This window comes from Alloacidobacterium sp. (assembly GCF_035631355.1).
Lineage (GTDB): Bacteria > Acidobacteriota > Terriglobia > Terriglobales > Acidobacteriaceae > Alloacidobacterium.
Map to the genome: position 1 here is coordinate 14524 of NZ_DASQIX010000084.1, position 19458 is coordinate 33981.

Below are 19458 nucleotides of genomic sequence, written 5' to 3' on the forward strand. Positions count from 1 at the left end.
TCCTTACTCCGTGCGCAGCGCCTGCATAGGATCGAGCCGCGAGGCCCGCCGTGCAGGTAACGCACATGCCACGGCAGCCACGAACAAAAGGATCGCGGCTACCAGAGCAAAGACCCATAGGTCAAATGGGCTCGTTCGGAAGAGCATGGACTGGATGAGGCGCGTGAGGGCGATGCTGGCCAATAAACCAAAGACTAATCCGAACAGCGCGGGGCGGAGTCCGTCGCCCAGCATGAGCCGCACCACCTGTTCGCGCTGTGCTCCCAGCGCCAGGCGAATGCCTATCTCGGTAGTACGCTGAGTCACCAGATAAGACAGCACTCCATAAAGGCCGACTGCGGCCAGCAGCAGCGACAGAAGGGCAAAGGATAGAAGTATGGTTGCGCTGAAGCTGGTGTTCTCGGCTGACTCGCCAATAATCTGCTGCATGGTCAGCACTTCTGACATCGGAAGAGTGGGGTCAAGACTGGCAATTTCCTTCTGCACCGGAAGCGAGAACTTCAGCGGGTCAAATGCAGTCCGTACTATCAGGGTGTAATCGCGATCCAAATATCCGGCAAACACGGGGAAATACATCGTTGCTTTCAACGGCTTGTCCGCCTGATAAAGCGTGTCTCCAACGACGCCAATAATTTCGTAATCGACGAGACCGCTATTCCAAGCTGGAACATGTAGATGCCATCCGATGGGGTTCTCATTGGTGAAATATTGATTGGCAAGCTGGCGGCTGATAATCACGTAATTCGATTGATTCAGCCTGTCGTGATCGGTAAAGAACCGTCCTCTCAACAGAGGTATCTGCAAAGCTGTGAAATACCCTGGATCAGCCATGCGGTAGATGGCATCAGGAAGGTCCTGTCCGGGCTGAACTGGCGGATGTTCGGGAATGGTGAAAACGTCGTCGCCACCGTATCCGGCCCCTGGAACTACCGAGCCTACTCCCACGGCACGCACTCCTGGCATGTGTCGGAGACTCTCCAACAGAGTCTCGTTAAAGGCCACAACCTTTTCAGGCTGGTCGTACTGCCGCTTGGGCAGATCGTAGTGAAGCGTCAGCACATTCGTTGTGGTCGCACCCAGATCAGCGTCGTGAATGCGCGCGAAACTTTTGAGCAGTAGGCCCGCGGCAATCAGCAAAACCACTGTAACGGCAATCTCTATCGTCAACAGCGTTCTTCGCAAAGTGGTGCGTGCCAAGCTGCCTCCAACTGACCGGGACGAATCATGCAGCGCAACAAATGCCGATTTCTGCGTTGACAAGAGCGCCGGCAGAAGTCCGGCAAGCAGGGCCGAGAGGCATATCAATACAAACGAGAAGGCCAATACACTCATGTCGACATGAATTGCTTCGGTGCGGGGCAGATCTTTCCAGGCGCTGGTAAGCCATTTTGTCGCTACAAAGGAGAGCAGCACCCCGAGAGCGCCTCCGGCAAAACAAATCAGCAGGCTCTCAACCATCTGCTGGCGAATAAGTGTGACGCGGCCTGCTCCCAGTGCGCCGCGAATGGCAATTTCCTTTTGCCTTGTCGCTGCGCGAGCAATCAGCAGATTGGCAACATTGAGGCAGCCGATGAACAACATGCAGCCAACCGCGCAGAGCAGAATGACCAGCGGTGTTTTGATGTCGTGCACTACGTCGTCCAGCAGCGGCCGCGATACTGCGTCTTCTGCCACGGGCTTGTCCAGGTTCTCCATATGGAGCCGGTGCTGGACGGCTTCTACCTGGCTTATTGCGTTCTGCAGACTTACATTTGGCTTCAGGCGAGCAACTACATGGCTCTGGTGATGGTCGTGGTATGAAAGGTATTCGGCTGTCACGCCGGAGGCATATGGTACCCATACCTGCACGGTCGCATCAGGATAAGCGAAGGATTGAGGCAATACTCCTATGACAGTGTACGGATTCGCATCCAGATGAATCTGTTTCCCAATGACGGAAGGATCTCCACCGAACCGGCGTTGGAAGAGGCCCCAGGTGAGCATGACAACACGGTTAGCTCCAGGATGGTCCTCAGATTCGTAAAAAATGCGGCCCAGGACGGGGTTTACTCCTAGAACAGAAAAGAAGTTCCAGGTACCCGCGGCAGCAGTGATGACTTCAGGCAGCTCGGCGTGCTCGCCACTAAAGTTGAATTTGTCCCAGCGCCATGCTGCCATGTCTTCGAACCCATGCGTCTGCGTGCGCCAATCGTAGTAATCGGCAGGAGAAACGACGTTGTAATTAAATGCCTCCCGGTTTGAGTCGTACCCGTGAAAATGCTCATAGACCATCACGAGTTTGTCGGGATCACGAAACGGCAATGATTTGAGCAGTACTCCGCGTGCGATGGTGAACAAGGACGTTGCCGCTCCGAGGCACAATGCCATCACAACCACCGCCATGACCGCGAATCCGGGTGCGCGGCGCAGTGTGCGGGCACTAATGCGTGCATCACGAAACAGAGATTCCAGCCAGTTCCAACTCCATGTATTGCGAGTCTGATCCCTCAACACTGCAGGACTGCCGAAGCTGCGCATCGCGGCATGACGCGCTTCCTCTTCATGCATGCCGGTCGCCATGTTCTCAGCGATTTGTTGCTCAAGATGAAATTGCAGTTCGTCGTTAAGACGCGCACTCTCTTCGTTTCTGCGAAAGAGCATTCGCAGTTGCATCAGCAGTTTGTGCAGCCAGCGCATTGCTGTCTCCTCATGCTTCCTGAACAATAATGTTGATGGCTTCCGACAGGCGGTTCCAGTTGGCTGTTTCTGATTCAAGCTGCTTACGGCCTGCCTCCGTGAGCGAATAGAACTTCGCCTGACGGCCGGTTTCGCTCTCGGCCCACTTTGCCGTGATCCAGCCCTGTTGCTCCAGGCGGTGGAGCGCCGGATAGAGCGAGCCCTGCTGCACCTGCAATACATCACCCGAAACTTGCTGGATGCGCTTGGCGATGGCCCAGCCGTGCTTGGCCTCGAGTGACAATGTTTTGAGAATCAGAAGATCGAGCGTGCCCTGTACGAGATCGCTTGGTTTTCCCATACCATGATTATCTACATATCCAATTGTAGACCGTCAAGGTATTGAAAGCAGATCTTTCGGCTGCGCAGAACGACAATTTTAAAGAGTGTCTCAGAAAACACAAACGCGCAGCACTGTGGCTGCGCGTCTGGCAAAAATACAAAAATCTTTAACGCCCAAAGTAGGTCGAGTTCTTCTCTGTATAGCTAGCCCACTTCTCCGGCAGATCGTCAGCGGCGAAAATGGCCGACACGGGACATACCGGGACGCAGGCTCCGCAATCGATGCACTCAACCGGATCGATAAATAGCTGTTCCTGTTCGGCGTGTGGCGCCTCGTCTTTCTTGGGGTGGATGCAGTCAACGGGACACGCATCCACGCAGGCGGTGTCTTTCGTGCCAATGCAGGGTTCCGCAATTACATATGCCATCAGAGCTTCTCCGGTTGCAGGTGATTAAGATTATTGTACACGCGCTGCGACCGCGGGCATACGCGCGCTGCGCAAAAACAAAACGGTTTTCTAGCGCCCGCGTTCAGCACGCTTCGCCGCGAATTCTTTCGGAGTAGGAATCGGCTCCATATCGTGACCGGCAAACATGTTCTGAAACAGCGTGATCACTTCTTCGTCGATAATCCCGTTCGTGGCGAGAACTTCCCTGCTGTCTAACCTGAATGGGCTGCCATCAAACGTGGTCATTGTGCCGCCTGCTTCCAACACAAGCAATGCTCCGGCGGATGTGTCCCAGGGATTCAGATTGAACTCCCAATAGCCATCGATGCGGCCGCAAGCCGTATAGGCCAGATCCAGAGCGGCGGATCCAGCCCGGCGAAGGCCGTGTGAGCGCAGCGTAATCTCGTGGTAGAAGTGGATGTTCGGATTCAGATGGCGTGAACGGCTGGGAAATCCGGTGGCCAGAAGGCTTTCAGCCAAATCATCTGTGCGCGAGACGCGAATCTTCTTCCCATTCAGGTACGCACCCTTGTCCTTCTCGGCGACGAAAAGTTCGTCGCGCATTGGATCGTAAACCACTCCGGCTACGAGAGTGCCATCTTCATTCGCAGCAAGCCCGGACGGGCGATGCTCCAGGCCGAGCGACACGCAAAAAACGGGAAAGCCATGCGCGAAGTTTGTTGTCCCATCGAGCGGATCGACATACCAGCGATACTCGCGATCAATCTGGTCGCGTGTTCCTTCTTCGCCATAAATTCCAAAGCCCGGAAATGCTGTATGAATCCGCTCGACAATCAGTTTTTCTGAAGTACGATCTGCCTCGGTAACAAGATCAACATCGCTCTTGTACTCCGTGGCAACGCCGCGATGATAAAAATCGCGAAGCAGCATTCCAGCTTCAAGCGCAATGGCGGATGCGGGACCGGCAAATTCCAGATGAATATCAGCAGGAAGCTGGGTCACTTCTGCTCCCCATCGGGTGCGATGTCTAATTCATCGACGGTTTTGCGTGCATGGCGCTGGCGGGCTCCGTGACGGCTCGACTGTTCGGTAATGGTGCGGATCTGGTGCTTATAGATAAACAGGTTCGGCTTGCCTTCGCGCGTCAGGCGGATCATGCGGTCATCAAAGTATTCAATCCAGCCAGTGACCGTCTCTCCATCGCGGAGTTTTACCGCAACCGGGACCTGTTTCTCGCTCAAAAAACGCAGGTACAAGGCCTCTTGTCCGGTTTCCCCGGGCGGAGGGTTTTTTGGGCGGCGGCGCGATGAAGTGGGAATGACCATGCACCTATTGTAGCGAAGCTGCGAATGAATCTTACTGGGCGGGCGATGCATAGTATCCGGTGCGATGCCGGACATTGTAGTGCGCATTCGGCGGCTGCTTGAGGGTCACGTCGATTCTTCGGAAATCGGAGTCAGCGATTCGGTGGATCGGATAGTAGGCAAGCAAATACTGTGTACGCAGGTCTTCCGAAACTTTCTGGAAAGCGTCGCCCAGATGTTCGGCATCGGCATAGTAGTACTTGCCACCTGTTTCCTGTGAGAGCGTAATCATGGCGTGTTCGCCCCCGGTATCGCGCCCGGCATCAGCAACAATGGGCACGTCGATGATGCTGTAGACCATTGTCTCGGAACGCACCGCCTGCTCCAGGGCGTCCGCGTAGTCGGTGCCATTCACAGTATTGCCGCCGTCGGAAATCAGAATCAGCACCTTGCGCCCATGCTGCGTGGCGAGACTCTGCGACGCAAGATACACTGCGCTATAGAGAGCAGTGGCCGGTCCGGTCAAAAGGTTTTCGATGCCGTAGTCGATCCGTTTCAGATTGTTTGTGAATGGCACAACTTCGCGCACATCCGACGAAAAATCTATCAGGTCGAGATGGTCCACGGGGCGCAACAGAGAATGCACGAAGGTGTGCGCGGCGTGCTTTTCAATGGCCAGGTCCTTCGCTACGCTGCCGCTCGTGTCGATAGCCAGCACAATCGAGAGCGGCATCGCCGACTCGCGCTCGAAGATCGCGATCTTCTGCGGATGACCATCTTCGGCAATCGTGAAGTCGTCTTTCGTCAGTCCGCCGACAGGGGCGCCACTGGCATCCGTGACATTGACAAAGACGTTCACCAGCTTCACGTCAACCTTGATCGGCGGGGCCGTCTGCGCAGGCAGCAGCCCCGACACAACCAGTGCAAATGCCAATGCTGACAGAAGCCTCATGGAACCTGCGCGCCTTTCACTTCAGGCGGAAAAGGCTCACCGTCTGCCCATACGGCCCCGTCTTCGAAATGCTCTTTTTTCCATATGGGAACTGTCTTCTTCAGCGTGTCGATAAGCCAGCGGCAGGCGTCAAAAGCCGCAGCGCGGTGTGCGGACGCAACTGCAATCAGCACGCTGGTCTCGCCCACTTCCAGTTTGCCGAGACGATGCACCAGCAGAACGTCGCGTATGGCAAAGCGCTGACCCGTCTCTTGTGCGAGGGCACGCATCTGCTTTAGCGCCATTTCCTCATAGGCTTCATAAACCAGATAGAGTGTGCGCCGACCGCGTGTGTGGTTGCGGACAATGCCGTCGAATACGACAACCGCCCCATCTTCACCCTGCTTCAACCGACTGACCAGAGTCTCAGCCTGAATCGGCTCGTGCACCAGCGCAACATGCGACGAGTAGCTGCCGCCGCTCACGGGAGGCAACAGCGCCACTTCATCTCCGTCAGCAAGAGGATGCGACCGCGATGCATATGCCTGATTGACAGCGACGGCAAGCGACGTCCAGAGCTGCTCACGTTGCGGAGAGCAGGCGCGGAAATGCTCGATCAATGTCGCCACAGTCGCGTCTGCCGGCAATTGAAGTGAATCAGCAGCCTGCGGAAATATGTCTTTCAACACGCCAAAAAGCAGAACGCGCACTTGCATACCTTCTAGGATACTTAGACGTGCTGTCCTGTGGGGCTGGAAGCACTGGAGCGCGCTCTCAAGGGACCTTCTTTGACAAAAGCAACACGGTTTGGAGTCCAGGTCATGCGGAAGCGGCTGCCCTTGCGAACATTGGCCACTACGCTGGGCTGGAAGCACGCAATGCAAGTCCCTCCGGGTTTGCGAACGCTGGGATAAATGACGCCCAGCGAACCGCGTTCAAGCAATACCACAGCCAATTTCTGCGACGTGACATAACTGGCCGGATCAAGACAGGCGTCATACTGCTCGCGGTTTTCTTCCGGCAGCGCGTCAGGACGCAGGTCGTGGAAAGAGCCAATGAAATCGGCCAGATATTCGTCGTATTGCAGCTCCTCGCGTTCCGACCAATTGATCTCGGCAAATTCGACTGACTTATGAAACATCACCTCGGCCTTGGCTGTGGCAAGCTCAAAGGCCGCATACCAGGCTCCACGTAGGTTGGTGGAAAAGCGCGCGCCAAGGGGGTGCGGATGCGTAAACGCTGCGTTGATGATGCGGTAGCACGGGACATTGAAAACCAGATCGCGCTGCGTAATCCCGGGGCGCAGGTTCTCTTCGGCCTCTAGGCGGGTGTTGGTGGCGTTGTCCAGGTCAAATATGCGTTGCAAATGCTCATCGTCATCAGCGATGCGCGTCAGCACCGACTCTAAATTCACGCTGTATTTCGCAGGCAGGAGGCGGTGTGTGTCGAAGCGACGCAGTTGAGTGACTGTCGGCAGTCCCTCGTTTTCTTTCGGATCTTCGGGAACCGGAACTTCGGGGTGCGCTTCCATCTGCGCGCGCAGTGTTGCCAACGCGCCGGATGGATCGCGGGGGTTGAGGGAGGATTCTGCTTTGGGCCGGGTCATGTGGGGGAGTTTTAAGTCCTAGCCGCCGCGCCGCGCGTCCAGCAACTGGCGCACAAATGCCATCGCCTGCGTTCCGCCCTGCAGCATGTAGGTCAAAGGCGTTTTTCCACCGAAGAGTGGATTTGTATTCTCAAGCTGCACCCATTTGTCGGCCAGCCGGGTTCCGTAAAGGATGTTCAACGCTTTGAAAATACCAATCAGATAAGAAATGCGCCGCAGCCGGTCTTCGTCGAGGACGCGGTTCGGGTTCCTTTTATATTCATAAAACGCGCCATTGGAAATGCCTCGAAGCAATTGGCGCGCATCCTCCTCGCGAACCTCCCAGTGCTCCAAGATGTTGAAAAAGGCGCGCAGCGCAGCGGGTGAGAGCCGCCGCCGCTCTTCCGGACGCGAGAGATCAGGCAGCGCGGGAGGCGCATAGATCGTTGCTGGATATGCTAATGCCTGACTTGCGCTTTGTTTCTCCATATATGAACCAGTATAGCTCCATAAATGGAGCTAATGCAAAGAAGAAAATACTATCCAGGTTCGAAATCGAACAATTCGCTTTCCGCCGGATACCACAATCGTCCATCTTGCACCTTCGCAAATCGGGTCATGTGGTGCGGTTCGTGGCGGCTCTTCCCGTTTGCGTCGTAGTAAATATCCTCGACCTCCACGCCGCGCACAAGCAGCGCATCCGCAACCAGTGAACGGTGGCAGCGCCAGGGAACGGCTTCGGCGCACATGATCGCCGTCTGCTCCGGAGGACTTACGGCCAGCAGCTCGTCAATGGCTGCGACGAAGTCAGGCGTCTGTATGTAATCGGCGTAGCCACGAAAGCTGGCATTGCGCCAGCCTGTGTTGATCGAGTCCTTGAGCGCATGCCGCAGGCCACCCAACGATTTCTGCCAGCGGTAGTGAATATGCGCAGCTTTCAGCGATTTCTCCAGATTTTCCTGTGCGAATTGCGGATTATGGAGCGGCTTGGGAATCGTGCGGATATCCACCAGCCAGCGGACGCCGTTGTCCTTAAGTATCTTCAGAAACACGTCGATAGGCAGCGTGGAATGGCCAATGGTAAACATCAGAAATTCGTCGAGAGCCGAAGCTCGAAGCTGCGTGCAGGGCCAATGGCATTGCCGGAGAAGAGTCCGGCAAAATCGATGACGTTCAGCCGGTTATTCAGGTTCTCACCGTCCGCCTGGAGATGGATACTCATTTTGTCCGTAGTGTATAGATCGGCACCGAGCGAGGCATTGACCGCAAGCATGGGCTTGATGCGCCCCCGGTCGAAGTTGAGCCGGTCAACCACCTGAGGGCCATACTGAGCAAGAGCTTCGTCTTCAGTACCCGTATATTCAAATGGCAATCCGGAACCGTAATCGGCGCCTGCTGCCGCCCATAGACGATGCGTTAGCTGATATTGGAATCGCGTGCGCACGGTATTGCGTTGGTCCTGCGAATCGGGAAAGTGCCCCGTCTGCTCCTGTTCAGCATCGGTGACATCATCTCCCAGGAAGAGCCCGCCAGTCACCGGAAACCAGACATTGCCGACAATATAGGAGTAGCTGACAAAGCCGGAGAGTCTGCCCCAGCGAACAAGGTCCAGCTTGCCTTCGGCTCCATAGATGATGGCTTTATCAAAAGCAATCGGAAAGCTCACGCCAGTGCTGAAAAGCTGATCGTCGTCTGCGTATTGCCTCTCGTCGCGACGGAATACATTGACATCGAGCTTAAGCCTGTCGGAAAAGCCTTTGGTGATTCCGCCTTCGTAATAGTTTCCGGTGGAGGGCTTCACCGGCAGCCGGAGGAAGTTCTCATTTAACGCGGCTATGTCCGGCGAGCTCGACAGCAGAATGTTTTCCGAGGACGGTGTCTGGAAGACATTGTCATACGAGATGTGCGCCACAAGGTTCGCCGATTGAAAATACCGGCTGATGGCGACTCGAGGGCTGAAGTGGTTCTGATTCAGTAATAGTTGATAGTGGTCCCAGCGCAGACCGGCGCTGACGGTCCAGTTTCCCAGCCTGACAAGGTCCTCAACAAACGCCGCCTGTTCCAGATCGGGCCGGCTGCCGGTGAATGAAAATGTCTTCGGCGTGTCAGGATCGAACTGACCAGGATCAGTGATGATGTGACTGTAATCTTCGTTCAGAAAAGTATTGTCAGACTCGACTCCGGCTTTCCATTCCTGGTTGCTGTGATGGACCGAAATGCTTCCCTTGAAATACCCTTCGCGAAACCAGTTGTGCTGCGAAACGATGATCGGTGTGGACTGCGGATTGGAGTAGAAATTCGTCGCATTGTCACGCACCATCCCAGCCAGATTTCCTACCATGTCAGCCGAAAAGACATGCTGATAATGCGCAGTGCCCATGGTTTCGAAATTGTCGGCATTCTGCAGTTGTCCCGCCTGCTGCTGGACCAGTTCGTTCGGAATTTCATACCGCGCCAGCTCATGGCGAACATTAAGGACAAGGCGATCATTCTCGGTAAAGTTGCGCTCATAGCGGGTTGCGAAATCACCGGTTGTGCCGCTGTTGGTGTAGTTTTCAGGCACGACGGGATTGAGATAATGGCTGGTCCGCGCGCCATCTGCAGAGCCGCCAAGGACGTTCTTTCCCCATAGATACTGTGCCTGCACATAGCCGGATGCCGTGTCGTAGCTGCCGCCACCAAGAACAGCCTCGCCATGCAGGCCCGGATCGGTTTCCCTCTTCGTGTTCAGCTCGACCACGCCGCCCATTTTACGGCCGTACTCAGCCGGAATCCCCGCGGTATAGATGTTCAGTGAATCGGCTGAGTCGGCTTCGATCTCAGGGCCAAAACCCGGAGAGCGATTGTCAGTCAGCGGAATGCCATCGATGACGAACTGCGTTTGATACTCGGACCCGCGAGGATGCAGCACGGCGTTGCCCTCGTAAAGCCAGCCCGGCTGGGAGTTGACCAGGTTCTGCACAGAGCGGCCCGGCAGCGACGCCAGCCTCTGGTAGATTTCTTTGCTGCCAATCTGCATGACCGAATTGGGCCGGTCAGGATCGATGAGCGTGGCCGCCGCATTTACTGTAACGTCCGTCATAACGGAGGCCACACGGAGCCGCACCGTGAAATCAACAGGCACGGCAGACCGCACCTCGACGGACTGTGAAATTTCGGCAAAGCCCTGATGCTCAATGCTGGCCTGATAAATGCCATAGGCCAACCGCTCGACTTTGGCCAATCCGGCGGCGTCTGTCATGAACGAATGGTTATAGCCACTCCCCTCGCTGGTCAGATGTACAACCGCTTTGAGTCCCGCGCCAGAAGGATCAAGAACATGAAGACGCAGTTCCCCGCTGTTCACCTGCGCCAGAACGCACGAGGCACACAGCATGAAAATGGCGAAGAGGTTCTTCATCGCAGTACGGTCAACATCTTCAATGTTACTGTTACAAGCCGATGACAATCTTTGGTAAGTCATTACGCGCCATTTTGATTTACCATCCATTGCCATGGCGCTTGATCCCGAACTTACGGCTTCACAAGTCCTGCGTGTCTTTCACCGTGACGAAGTGTTCCTGTTTCTTGGGGCGGCATTCACTACAGTCGGACTGATTTCTCTCGGCTTCCTCGCCATTCGCCGTAAATTTGATGCGCTTCTTTTCTGGCTGGCCTTGTTTGCCATTCTTTATGGTGGACGTTTGTGGATGCAGACCGGCCTGATGACGCTTATGGTGCCGTCATCGAATTTCTTTGACCGACTTCGGGCTTCTGCCAACTTTCTCGCAGCCATCCCCGCATTTCTGTTCTTCCAGGCAACAGGATTGCTGGGACGTCTTGCCAACATTGTCACTTATGCTTTAACAACAGTCATGTTGTGCCTGCTGCTGGCAACGCTGCTCAACGCGCCTCTTGGGCTTCTTTATTCCATAAATAACATTGCTATCGTCTGCGGACTGATCCCGCTGGTTGTTCAGTCTTTCCTCATGCCCGCAATGACAAAGGACTTTCTCGTCATTCGAAGCGGCCTGCTGATCTTTGCCGGTTTTGCGCTTTGGAACAACATCTACAGTTGGATGTTTCGGTCCGTTCCCCGGGTAGAGCCATTTGGGTTTGCGATCTTCCTCGGTTGCCTGGGATATGTAGCCGCGCGCCGTGTGCTGGAACGGGACCATCAGCTCAACGAACTTCAAAAAGAATTGGATATAGCAAAGCGCATTCAGCTATCGATTCTGCCGCCTGCATTTCCTGCATCGCCTCATTTCCGCGTCGCCGCAAGATATGTGCCAATGACTTCCGTCGCCGGCGACTTCTACGACTTTTATGCAGCGCAAGATGGAAAGGCCGGATTGCTGATTGCCGACGTTTCCGGACATGGCGTACCCGCCGCGCTGATCGCATCCATGGTCAAACTTGCAGCCACTTCACAAAAAGAACACTCAGGGCATCCGGAGAAGCTGCTGGCGGGCATGAATACAACCCTCTTTGGCAATACCCAGAGCCAATACGTTACCGCGGCCTATGTTCATCTTGACGCGCAGACCGAAGACTTGCGCTATGCCGCGGCAGCGCATCCTCCAATGCTGTTGTTGCGTGATGGCGAAATAATGCCCATTGAGGAGAACGGTTTAATGCTGGCGCTCTTCCCATCAGCCCCTTACACTTCGACCACGCGCCCGCTCAAGCCCGGCGACAGGCTGCTGCTCTACACCGACGGTATTTATGAAGCTGAGAACACAGCGGCAGAACAGTTCGGCCACGAGCGTCTTCGCAAGACATTGCAGGAGAGTTCTGGAATGACTTCAGAAGAAACCGCCGATTTAATACTTGCGCGCGTGAAAGAGTGGTCTGCATCACAGGACGACGACCGGACGGTCATTGTTTGCGACTATGCCAGCGCGTAGGGCTCAAACTCTTCCATTTTATCGTCGCAATAGCGGCGAAAGCAGAGTAGACTTGCGTACCACTATGTAGCCAAAGAAGCTTATTGCGCTGCGGCTGCGTGAGGTGACATGAGTGTCAACCCTCTCAAGATCGCAAGAAGCCTCGATCCAACAAGTAATTTCATCAGTCCTAGCTGAGACACGGCCTGAGGAAGCCTTTCTGGTCGAGCATCTGTTCAAGCCTACTGTTGATACTGCCAAGAGGACTGGAGCTTTGGGTTCCGGTGTAGACGCCGGAGTTATCCTATGGATGTATCCGCTATTGGAGGTGCTTAGAGAGTTTGCCGGCACGGCAGCAAACGAGTTTGCGAAGAAATGGGGCGATCACCTGGATGACTGGCTGTGGCACAGAAGAGCATCGGCGCCCCTTCTTAATCGCGACGCGCTGACCAGGCTGCATTCGCGAGTAGTCGAGAAGCTTCTGAGCAGAGGCGCGACTGAAAAGGAGGCGAACTCCGCTGGAGACTCATTAATCGCGATGCTCGCGCTGGAGCCTGCTCTGATTCGCGATATTGTCGGAGTGAAGTGATGTCCATACGTTGCGCATCCCGCAAAAGTGTCCAGAACATCAAGATTTCCAGCGACAATCTGATACTGCTTGGAATCTTTATCCCGGCCTTGCTTTTCGAGATGCCTTCTTCCTTGATTTCCGCACTTATTGCGCTTCTATTCGTGTGCCTGATCACAGAACTCTTTTCGAAATCCAGGATGGCTCGGCTTGGAGTTCACACCCTGACCGATACTCAAGCACCAAAACTACTGAGCATGTTGTGCGAAGAGTCGAGCGCAATGGCCATTGCAAAATACTCATCTTCGGCAAAAACCAAGGTCTACTGCGCGCCCACGGCACTTCAAGCCACTGCTTTCACATTGGGCGGCTTTAGACCAAAGCTCGTTGTCACGGGCCGTCTCTGTGTCGCTGCAAAAGAATTTCCTGACGAGACCCGGATGATTCTTCGCCATGAACTGGCGCATCTTGACAATCACGATATGTGGCTCTGGCAGTTCCTGATTTCCACCCTATTAGGGATCGTATTAGTACCAATATGGGTTCTGTTATCTGACTCTGAGGAAGCCGCTGTCGTTACTGCCGTATTTAAACCGCAGGTGATTCTGATTTCACTCTATTTGCTGCTGCTGTGTTTTCGAAGGCGAGAATTTCTAGCGGATGCAATCGCAGTCAATCACACTGAAGATCGAATAGGCTATTTGCGTCTGTTGGAGAAAGGGCGCTTTCATCGAAAGAGCTGGTTTCATCCAAGCCCGGCTGACCGAATTGCGGCAATCCAGTCCGACAATCCCGTTCTTAGAACAAATATGGCAATGCTGCTCGTTATCGTGGTGACGCTTTCAGGAGTAGTTGCAGACGTTAAAGTCTCACGTAATGGTCAAGAGCCAGATAGCAGCGAATTCATTTCCCTGATCATCGCTCTTTTGGTGGCCGCGGTGGTATTTCTTGCCGCGTTTGCAGTGGAAGTGCGAAAAGGACCTCGACGGAAGATTCCCCTTACCTGTGCCGACAGTGATATGAAACCCCTCCCTAGGGCTGGCTTTCTATCGCCACTTGCAGAGGTATTCGGTGTTGGGAGCACCCGCTTCGACGCAGTGCGCGCGAGCGCGTTACTGATTTCGTTGGCCGTCAGCGACATTGCAATGGGTATCGTTTATCGGGCATTGAGCAATCAACCCCATGAATTCGGTCGGCCGGACGTGAACAGCCTCATCTGGAATTGCATTGTCTGGCCGTGCCTGCTCCTGCTCTTGCTCAGATATATGCGAGACCTTTTCGAGGCGGGAACAATCATGGCCGTCACAGCAGCCATTTCCCTATCTTTGTATCCGAAAGCAGCCATCGACATATCCAAGATATCCAGTTTCTGGTCTTGGGGTATATTGTTTGGAATCATCTTCTTAGGGGCGGTAGTTGCCCGGTTCCGCAACACTTTCATCGGTCTCTCCGCTGGATATCTGTGCCTTCTAATAGCAGTGGAGTTTCCTCCTTTTGACCCTTGGCGAGTCTTACAATCCATACTTTTTGCGGGAACCTTTGTCTTGATAATCATGGTTACGAAGGTAAGGCGTCGGGTAGCGGATAAAGCGGTTGCGGCTTAATTCTGCGCATCCTGACGTCAATCAGCACATTGCACAAACAGAAAACGCCCCAAATTTATTCAGGGCGTCTCTATTTTCGCCTTCAGCTCAGTTCCCGGCGTGCTGCAGCACTTCTTCTCTTACTTCTTCGTCTGCCTTCTCTTCTTTGAGAGACTTGGGCAGGGCAACAGCCAGCACATCTTCAATGCGGCTGGCGTAATGGATTGTCACCCCTTCAGTCTGCTCCGGCATCAGGTCTTCCTCGACATTCAGCCTGTTCTCCGCCGGCAGAATGACCTGCTTGACGCCTGCTCGCTTTGCGGCAAGGAACTTCTCCTTGATACCGCCCACGGGCAGCACATTGCCGCTCAACGTTATCTCGCCTGTCATCGCAGTCAGCGGATGTACCGGCGTATCAGTGAGCAGCGAGATCAGCGCTGTAGCCATCGTGACGCCTGCCGATGGGCCATCTTTCGGAATGGCTCCGGCGGGAACATGGATATGCAGATCGATGTCCTTGGTGAAGTCTTCGGCGAGTCCGATGGACTTCGCGTTCGACCGCACCCAGGTTAGCGCTGCCTGCATCGATTCCTGCATGACTTCTCCAATCTGGCCCGTCATGGTGAATCCGCCCTTGCCCTTCATCCTGTTGGCTTCGATGAAGAGCACATCGCCGCCCGCAGGCGTCCAGGCCAGACCAACGGCAACTCCAGCGCGCTTGGTGCGCTCAGCAATTTCCGTATCGACCCGAACTTTAATGCCGCCAAGGAACTCGTGGATGACTTCCTTGTTGACGATAAGCTTCTCCGTTTTACCCTCAGCAATGCGCCGCGCCTGCTTGCGGCAGACCGTGCCAATAAGCTGTTCGAGCTTGCGCACGCCCGCTTCACGCGTGTAATGCCGCACAATATAGGAGATTGATTCCTCCGGAAACTCAATGTCCTCAATCTTGATGCCGTTCTCCTTTACCTGCCGCGGAATAAGGTACCGGAATGCGATGTGCCGCTTTTCTTCCTCGGTGTAGCCCTGCAACTCGATGATCTCCATGCGATCGAGCAACGGAGCAGGCATGGTGTCCAGCATGTTGGCCGTGCAGATGAAGAGCACCTTTGATAAGTCGAAGGGCTGGTCGAGATAGTTGTCACGGAAGGTATTGTTTTGCTCCGGATCAAGCACCTCAAGTAGCGCCGACGCCGGATCGCCGCGAAAATCACGTCCCAGTTTATCGACCTCATCGAGCATGAACACTGGATCGTTCGCGCTGGCCCGACGCAGGTTTTGAATAATCTGCCCTGGCAGCGCGCCGATATATGTTCGGCGATGCCCGCGAAGCTCGGCTTCATCGTGCATGCCGCCTAGCGAGATGCGCTGAAACTTGCGTCCCAAAGCGCGCGCCACGCTGCGTCCGAGCGAGGTTTTGCCTACGCCCGGAGGTCCCACGAAGCAGAGTATAGGTCCCTTCATGTCCGGCTTGAGACGACGCACGGCAAGATAATCGAGAATGCGCTCCTTCACTTTCTTGAGATCATAGTGGTCTTCGTCGAGGATTTCCTTTGCTTTCGGAATATCGACCTCTGTGCCTGACGACTTGGCCCACGGCAGTATGGCGAGCCACTCGATGTAATTACGTGTAAGCGAATAGTCGGCCGCCATCGGAGACATGCGCGACAGGCGAGTCAGCTCTTTCAAAGCTTCCTTCTTGGTCTCTTCCGGCATGCCCGCGTCTTCAATCTTCTGGCGCAGTTCCTCAATGTCTTTTTGACTCTCGTCCTGTTCGCCAAGCTCCTTCTGGATGGCCTTCAATTGTTCGCGCAGATAGTAGTCGCGCTGTGACTGCTGCACCTGGTCCTGTACTTCGGATTGAATTTTATTGCGAAGCTGCTGAACCTCAATTTCCTTGACGAGATGCTTATTCAGTCGCTCAAGGCGGGCCGTGACGTCAGGAGTCTCCAGCAGGTCCTGCCGGTCGGCTGTAGCAAGAAACGGAAGATTCGAGGCAACGAAATCCGTAAGCCTGGCGGGGTCTTCCAACTGCGCCGCGATGGTCGAAAGCTCGTCTGAAAGCGTTGGCGACGAGGAAACAATCTGCTGGAATTGCGAAAGGATGTTCCGCTGCAACGCTTCGAGTTCGGGCCCTTTCTCTGGATTAACTTCGGTGATTGCCTCCACGTTGGCGATCATGAACGGCTCGGTCTGCGTGAACTCGCCCAGCTTCACGCGCTCCGTGCCTTCGGTAAAGACAAAGAGGCTCTGGTTGGGCATCTTTACCACTTTGTGAACTGTAGCCAGCGTGCCAAACGCATGCAGATCACCCGGCTGGGGAGTATCAAGATGAGCATCGCGTTGCGCGACTACAACAATTGTCTTTTCTTCGCCGAGCGACTGGATCAATTGAATGGAGCTTTCGCGTCCCACAGTGAGCGGAAGGACTGCATGCGGAAAGAGAACAGTATCGCGTACAGGGAGGACTGGTAAAACACGCCCTGACGACCGCTGTCCGCGTTCCTTTGGATCGCTGGGTTCGATAATGCTGAGAAAATCGCTAGCCATGAGTGCCTTCTTATCAGATTATATGATCTGAATACGATTAATTGTAAGTATTTGATTCCTCAAAGTAGAAAAGGTCGCAATTCAGCCCCGGAACCCGACAAACTGCTGTTAGGTCGTAATTTAGCTGCACTTCAAGTCATTCGATTTTCGGCCGGTTTCTTTCTTGGATGCAGTACGCCTGTGGGCATATGTTGGTTCCTCACGAATCTTTCATCGGCGAAAGGTCTGCGCGAGTTGACGGTCAAAGGTTATTCCACGCGCTGGGCAGCTTGGTATCGCCCCAGCTCTTTGACCATAGAGCAGTGCTGCCGTAGCAGATCGAGTGCAATATCTGCTCGTGCCTGCGACGAAAGCTGATAATCGACATAAAAAACGTATTCCCAGGGCTTTCCCTGCACTGGACGCGATTCAATCTTCGTCAAGTTCGTTCCCTGCCCGGCAAATACCTCCAGGGCCGCAACCAGAGTTCCTGGCCGATTCTCTACCGTAAATGCCAGGCTTACCTTGTCTGCGGCCGGACTGCGCCGCACATCGTCGCGCCGCCGAACGACAAAGAAGCGCGTAAAGTTCTCAGGATTGTCTTCAATACCACGGGCCAGAATTTCTCCCCCGTAGTATTCCGCTGCGCGGACTGACGCAATCGCCGCTGCGTTCCGGTCGCGAAGTTCAATGAGCTGTTTCACGCTTCCCGCCGTGTCATAGAAGGGGACTGCTTCGATCGCGGGATGCTGCTCGAAAAACTTACGGCACTGCGCCAGCGCAACAGGATGCGAATAGACGCGCCGGATGCGACCCAAATTCGATTCGGGAACAGCAATCAGATTATGCCGGATGCGCAGAAGGCTTTCGCTCTCAATGGCGACATCCTGATGCAGCAAAAGATCGTAATGCTCGACGACAGAACCCGCAAGACTATTCTCGATCGGAATAACAGCGGCTTCAACTTCTTTCTGCGACAACGCGCCGAAGACTTCCGGCGAGAGAGCGCAAGGCAAAATGGTTGCCTCCGGAAAAACATTTCCAGCGGCTTCGTGGCTGAATGATCCTGGTTCGCCTTGGATCGCTACTTGCATTCTGCATACTTCCCTTCAAAGGTTTCTGTTTCCACGGCAACCCAAACGGGTATCATGCGCACCATATCACACCGTAGGCCATTTCAGGCTGTATGCAAGAGACAAGGAGAAGCACAGATGCTTTGGACAATTTTCGTAATCCTGTTGGTATTGTGGCTGGTAGGTCTGGTGACTTTTCATGCGATCGGGTGGTATATCCACATACTGCTAGTTGTGGCGCTGATCGTACTGCTGATCCAGTTATTCAGCGGCAGACGCCCGGTCGTGTAACGCAAACTGCGAATCTTAGCCAATTTTGGCCTTAGATTCTAATTCTTCAGGAGTCATTGTCATGAACAAAGACCAGGTAAGCGGCAAATTCGATCAGGCAACCGGCAAGGTAAAAGAAAAAATCGGAGAGGCGGCGGGTAACCAGCGTCTTGCCAATAAAGGTCTCACAGATCAGATAAGAGGCGCGGCGAAGGAAACCTGGGGCAATGCAAAGGACGTTGCCCACCAGAATGCTGAAGAAAATCGCCGCGAAGCAGAGCGAGACGCAAACGCCTCGCGTGAGCGCGTTGCAAACAAGGTGCAGGACATGAAGGAGCGCGTGAACGAAAGAATCGACCAGCACCGTAAGTCGGCTTAAGAAATTCTGCCTATGAGTAGCCCCGCGTTTTGCGGGGCTTTTTTTTAGCGCCTTATAAGCAGCGCCGCCGCGACAAAAGCGAAAAATACGACTGAAATCACGCCGTTCATTGTAAAGAAGGCAGCGTTCAGGCGGCGCATGTCGTTGGGCGATACGATCAGGTGCTCATACAGCAGCAGCGCGGCAACCACGGCAACGCCTACCCCCCCTACCGGGCCAAGGGCGAACAGATGAATAAGCCATAACAGCAGTCCCAGCATGATGGCGTGCATTGCGCGCGCGGTCCAGAATGCTCCGGCAATGCCGATGGCGGCGGGCACGCTGTTAAGGTTGTGCTTGCGGTCATGCTCTGCATCCTGACAGGCGTAAAGTACGTCGAACCCAGCAACCCAGAAAAGCACCGCTGCCGTCAGGACAAGGATGCGCGCGTCGAGAGCGCCGCGAACAGCAATCCATGCGGCCGCAGGTGCAATCCCCAGACAGAAGCCGAGAACCAGGTGCGACCACCGGGTGAATCGCTTGGTATAGGAATAGAGCAGCAAAATCGCCAGCGCCACCGGAGAAAGCCAGAACGTCAACCGGTTTAACTGCGCTGCCGACAGAATAAACAGTACCGACATAAACACCGTAAATGCTGCGACAAAGCCTCGCGTAAGCAGCCCTGCCGGAATCGCGCGGGCGGACGTACGCGGATTCACAGCGTCGAGATCGGCGTCAGCCCAGCGGTTGAACGCCATCGCCGCCGAACGTGCCGTGACCATGCACACTACAATCCATAGCAACTGCATCGGACGTGGCCATCCGTGGGCGGCAAGCATTGCCCCGGTAAGCGCAAATGGAAGCGCAAAGATCGAGTGCTCCCACTTAATCATTTCCAGTGTCGTGCCGATGCTGCGTAGAAATGCCATCTCTTACGATTCTCCAATACCAGTGTATGACAGCCGTTCGGCACAAAATAAAACGG

General features: G+C 54.6%; 19 protein-coding genes. 5 read left to right on the forward strand and 14 right to left on the reverse strand.

Going from position 1 to position 19458, the window contains the following annotated elements:
* Positions 1-3 precede the first annotated feature (3 nt).
* The 11 genes from VEV40_RS15385 to VEV40_RS15435 form a co-directional block, all read right to left on the reverse strand.
* Positions 4-2676 carry an ABC transporter permease gene (locus tag VEV40_RS15385; RefSeq protein ID WP_324833575.1) on the reverse strand — a complete coding sequence of 891 codons (2673 nt, stop codon included), beginning with the start codon at positions 2674-2676 and terminating at the stop codon, positions 4-6.
* A gap of 10 nt (positions 2677-2686) precedes the next feature.
* On the reverse strand, positions 2687-3016 hold the full coding sequence (locus VEV40_RS15390; RefSeq protein ID WP_324833577.1) for a PadR family transcriptional regulator: 330 nt from the start codon (positions 3014-3016) through the stop codon (positions 2687-2689).
* A gap of 148 nt (positions 3017-3164) precedes the next feature.
* Positions 3165-3425 (reverse strand): ferredoxin family protein, encoded by a 261-nt coding sequence (locus tag VEV40_RS15395; RefSeq protein WP_324833579.1) that lies wholly within the window; start codon positions 3423-3425, stop codon positions 3165-3167.
* Positions 3426-3515: 90 nt separating this feature from the next.
* On the reverse strand, positions 3516-4409 hold the full coding sequence (locus VEV40_RS15400; RefSeq protein WP_324833581.1) for an inositol monophosphatase family protein: 894 nt from the start codon (positions 4407-4409) through the stop codon (positions 3516-3518).
* Positions 4406-4663, reverse strand: coding sequence for an RNA chaperone Hfq (locus VEV40_RS15405; protein ID WP_324833582.1), 258 nt, complete (start codon positions 4661-4663; stop codon positions 4406-4408). The genes VEV40_RS15400 and VEV40_RS15405 overlap by 4 nt, the downstream gene beginning before the upstream one ends.
* Positions 4664-4763: 100 nt before the next feature.
* Positions 4764-5663 carry a VWA domain-containing protein gene (locus VEV40_RS15410; protein WP_324833583.1) on the reverse strand — a complete coding sequence of 300 codons (900 nt, stop codon included), beginning with the start codon at positions 5661-5663 and terminating at the stop codon, positions 4764-4766.
* Positions 5660-6358 (reverse strand): molybdenum cofactor biosynthesis protein, encoded by a 699-nt coding sequence (locus VEV40_RS15415; protein ID WP_324833585.1) that lies wholly within the window; start codon positions 6356-6358, stop codon positions 5660-5662. The genes VEV40_RS15410 and VEV40_RS15415 overlap by 4 nt, the downstream gene beginning before the upstream one ends.
* 14 nt (positions 6359-6372) lie before the next feature.
* Positions 6373-7248 (reverse strand): RES family NAD+ phosphorylase, encoded by an 876-nt coding sequence (locus VEV40_RS15420; protein ID WP_324833587.1) that lies wholly within the window; start codon positions 7246-7248, stop codon positions 6373-6375.
* 18 nt (positions 7249-7266) lie between these two features.
* On the reverse strand, positions 7267-7716 hold the full coding sequence (locus VEV40_RS15425) for an antitoxin Xre/MbcA/ParS toxin-binding domain-containing protein (RefSeq protein ID WP_324833589.1): 450 nt from the start codon (positions 7714-7716) through the stop codon (positions 7267-7269).
* A 50-nt stretch (positions 7717-7766) separates the two neighbouring features.
* Complete coding sequence (locus tag VEV40_RS15430) at positions 7767-8315, reverse strand: DUF488 domain-containing protein (RefSeq protein ID WP_324833591.1); 549 nt, start codon at positions 8313-8315, stop codon at positions 7767-7769.
* Positions 8315-10627 (reverse strand): TonB-dependent receptor, encoded by a 2313-nt coding sequence (locus VEV40_RS15435; RefSeq protein ID WP_324833593.1) that lies wholly within the window; start codon positions 10625-10627, stop codon positions 8315-8317. The genes VEV40_RS15430 and VEV40_RS15435 overlap by 1 nt, the downstream gene beginning before the upstream one ends.
* 94 nt (positions 10628-10721) lie before the next feature.
* On the opposite strand from VEV40_RS15435, the gene VEV40_RS15440 reads away from it, so the two are divergent.
* The 3 genes from VEV40_RS15440 to VEV40_RS15450 all read left to right on the forward strand — a co-directional run bounded on the left by VEV40_RS15440 (position 10722) and on the right by VEV40_RS15450 (position 14264).
* Positions 10722-12113 carry a PP2C family protein-serine/threonine phosphatase gene (locus VEV40_RS15440; RefSeq protein WP_324833595.1) on the forward strand — a complete coding sequence of 464 codons (1392 nt, stop codon included), beginning with the start codon at positions 10722-10724 and terminating at the stop codon, positions 12111-12113.
* Positions 12114-12366: 253 nt separating this feature from the next.
* A complete protein-coding gene (locus VEV40_RS15445) occupies positions 12367-12681 on the forward strand; it encodes a hypothetical protein (RefSeq protein WP_324833597.1) in 315 nt (104 codons plus the stop codon).
* The gene (locus tag VEV40_RS15450) at positions 12681-14264 is read left to right on the forward strand and encodes a M48 family metalloprotease (RefSeq protein ID WP_324833599.1); all 1584 of its coding nucleotides are present in this window, start codon (positions 12681-12683) and stop codon (positions 14262-14264) included. The genes VEV40_RS15445 and VEV40_RS15450 overlap by 1 nt, the downstream gene beginning before the upstream one ends.
* Positions 14265-14351: 87 nt before the next feature.
* On the opposite strand, the gene lon is transcribed toward VEV40_RS15450, so the two are convergent.
* Together lon and pheA are read right to left on the reverse strand one after the other, a co-directional pair.
* Positions 14352-16793: an endopeptidase La gene (gene lon, locus VEV40_RS15455; protein WP_324833600.1), complete on the reverse strand. Its 2442-nt coding sequence runs from the start codon at positions 16791-16793 to the stop codon at positions 14352-14354.
* Positions 16794-17041: 248 nt separating this feature from the next.
* Positions 17042-17866 carry a prephenate dehydratase gene (gene pheA / locus VEV40_RS15460; RefSeq protein WP_324833602.1) on the reverse strand — a complete coding sequence of 275 codons (825 nt, stop codon included), beginning with the start codon at positions 17864-17866 and terminating at the stop codon, positions 17042-17044.
* Positions 17867-17983: 117 nt separating this feature from the next.
* Here pheA and VEV40_RS15465 point away from each other — a divergent pair, with 117 nt between their 5' ends.
* Together VEV40_RS15465 and VEV40_RS15470 are read left to right on the forward strand one after the other, a co-directional pair.
* Positions 17984-18136 (forward strand): lmo0937 family membrane protein, encoded by a 153-nt coding sequence (locus tag VEV40_RS15465; protein WP_324833603.1) that lies wholly within the window; start codon positions 17984-17986, stop codon positions 18134-18136.
* 61 nt (positions 18137-18197) lie between these two features.
* Complete coding sequence (locus tag VEV40_RS15470; RefSeq protein ID WP_324833606.1) at positions 18198-18494, forward strand: CsbD family protein; 297 nt, start codon at positions 18198-18200, stop codon at positions 18492-18494.
* A 44-nt stretch (positions 18495-18538) separates the two neighbouring features.
* On the opposite strand, the gene VEV40_RS15475 is transcribed toward VEV40_RS15470, so the two are convergent.
* Positions 18539-19402 carry a UbiA-like polyprenyltransferase gene (locus VEV40_RS15475; protein WP_324833608.1) on the reverse strand — a complete coding sequence of 288 codons (864 nt, stop codon included), beginning with the start codon at positions 19400-19402 and terminating at the stop codon, positions 18539-18541.
* Positions 19403-19458: the final 56 nt, after the last annotated feature.

Bases quoted from the DNA above. Each gene is read 5' to 3' on its own strand.
- VEV40_RS15385 (WP_324833575.1), bottom strand. From the start codon at position 2,676: ATGCGCTGGCTGCACAAACTGCTGATGCAACTGCGAATGCTCTTTCGC.
- VEV40_RS15390 (WP_324833577.1), bottom strand. From the start codon at position 3,016: ATGGGAAAACCAAGCGATCTCGTACAGGGCACGCTCGATCTTCTGATT.
- VEV40_RS15395 (WP_324833579.1), bottom strand. From the start codon at position 3,425: ATGGCATATGTAATTGCGGAACCCTGCATTGGCACGAAAGACACCGCC.
- VEV40_RS15410 (WP_324833583.1), bottom strand. From the start codon at position 5,663: ATGAGGCTTCTGTCAGCATTGGCATTTGCACTGGTTGTGTCGGGGCTG.
- VEV40_RS15415 (WP_324833585.1), bottom strand. From the start codon at position 6,358: ATGCAAGTGCGCGTTCTGCTTTTTGGCGTGTTGAAAGACATATTTCCG.
- VEV40_RS15420 (WP_324833587.1), bottom strand. From the start codon at position 7,248: ATGACCCGGCCCAAAGCAGAATCCTCCCTCAACCCCCGCGATCCATCC.
- VEV40_RS15425 (WP_324833589.1), bottom strand. From the start codon at position 7,716: ATGGAGAAACAAAGCGCAAGTCAGGCATTAGCATATCCAGCAACGATC.
- VEV40_RS15430 (WP_324833591.1), bottom strand. From the start codon at position 8,315: ATGTTTACCATTGGCCATTCCACGCTGCCTATCGACGTGTTTCTGAAG.
- VEV40_RS15435 (WP_324833593.1), bottom strand. From the start codon at position 10,627: ATGAAGAACCTCTTCGCCATTTTCATGCTGTGTGCCTCGTGCGTTCTG.
- VEV40_RS15440 (WP_324833595.1), top strand. From the start codon at position 10,722: ATGGCGCTTGATCCCGAACTTACGGCTTCACAAGTCCTGCGTGTCTTT.
- VEV40_RS15450 (WP_324833599.1), top strand. From the start codon at position 12,681: ATGTCCATACGTTGCGCATCCCGCAAAAGTGTCCAGAACATCAAGATT.
- lon (WP_324833600.1), bottom strand. From the start codon at position 16,793: ATGGCTAGCGATTTTCTCAGCATTATCGAACCCAGCGATCCAAAGGAA.
- pheA (WP_324833602.1), bottom strand. From the start codon at position 17,866: ATGCAAGTAGCGATCCAAGGCGAACCAGGATCATTCAGCCACGAAGCC.
- VEV40_RS15465 (WP_324833603.1), top strand. From the start codon at position 17,984: ATGCTTTGGACAATTTTCGTAATCCTGTTGGTATTGTGGCTGGTAGGT.
- VEV40_RS15470 (WP_324833606.1), top strand. From the start codon at position 18,198: ATGAACAAAGACCAGGTAAGCGGCAAATTCGATCAGGCAACCGGCAAG.
- VEV40_RS15475 (WP_324833608.1), bottom strand. From the start codon at position 19,402: ATGGCATTTCTACGCAGCATCGGCACGACACTGGAAATGATTAAGTGG.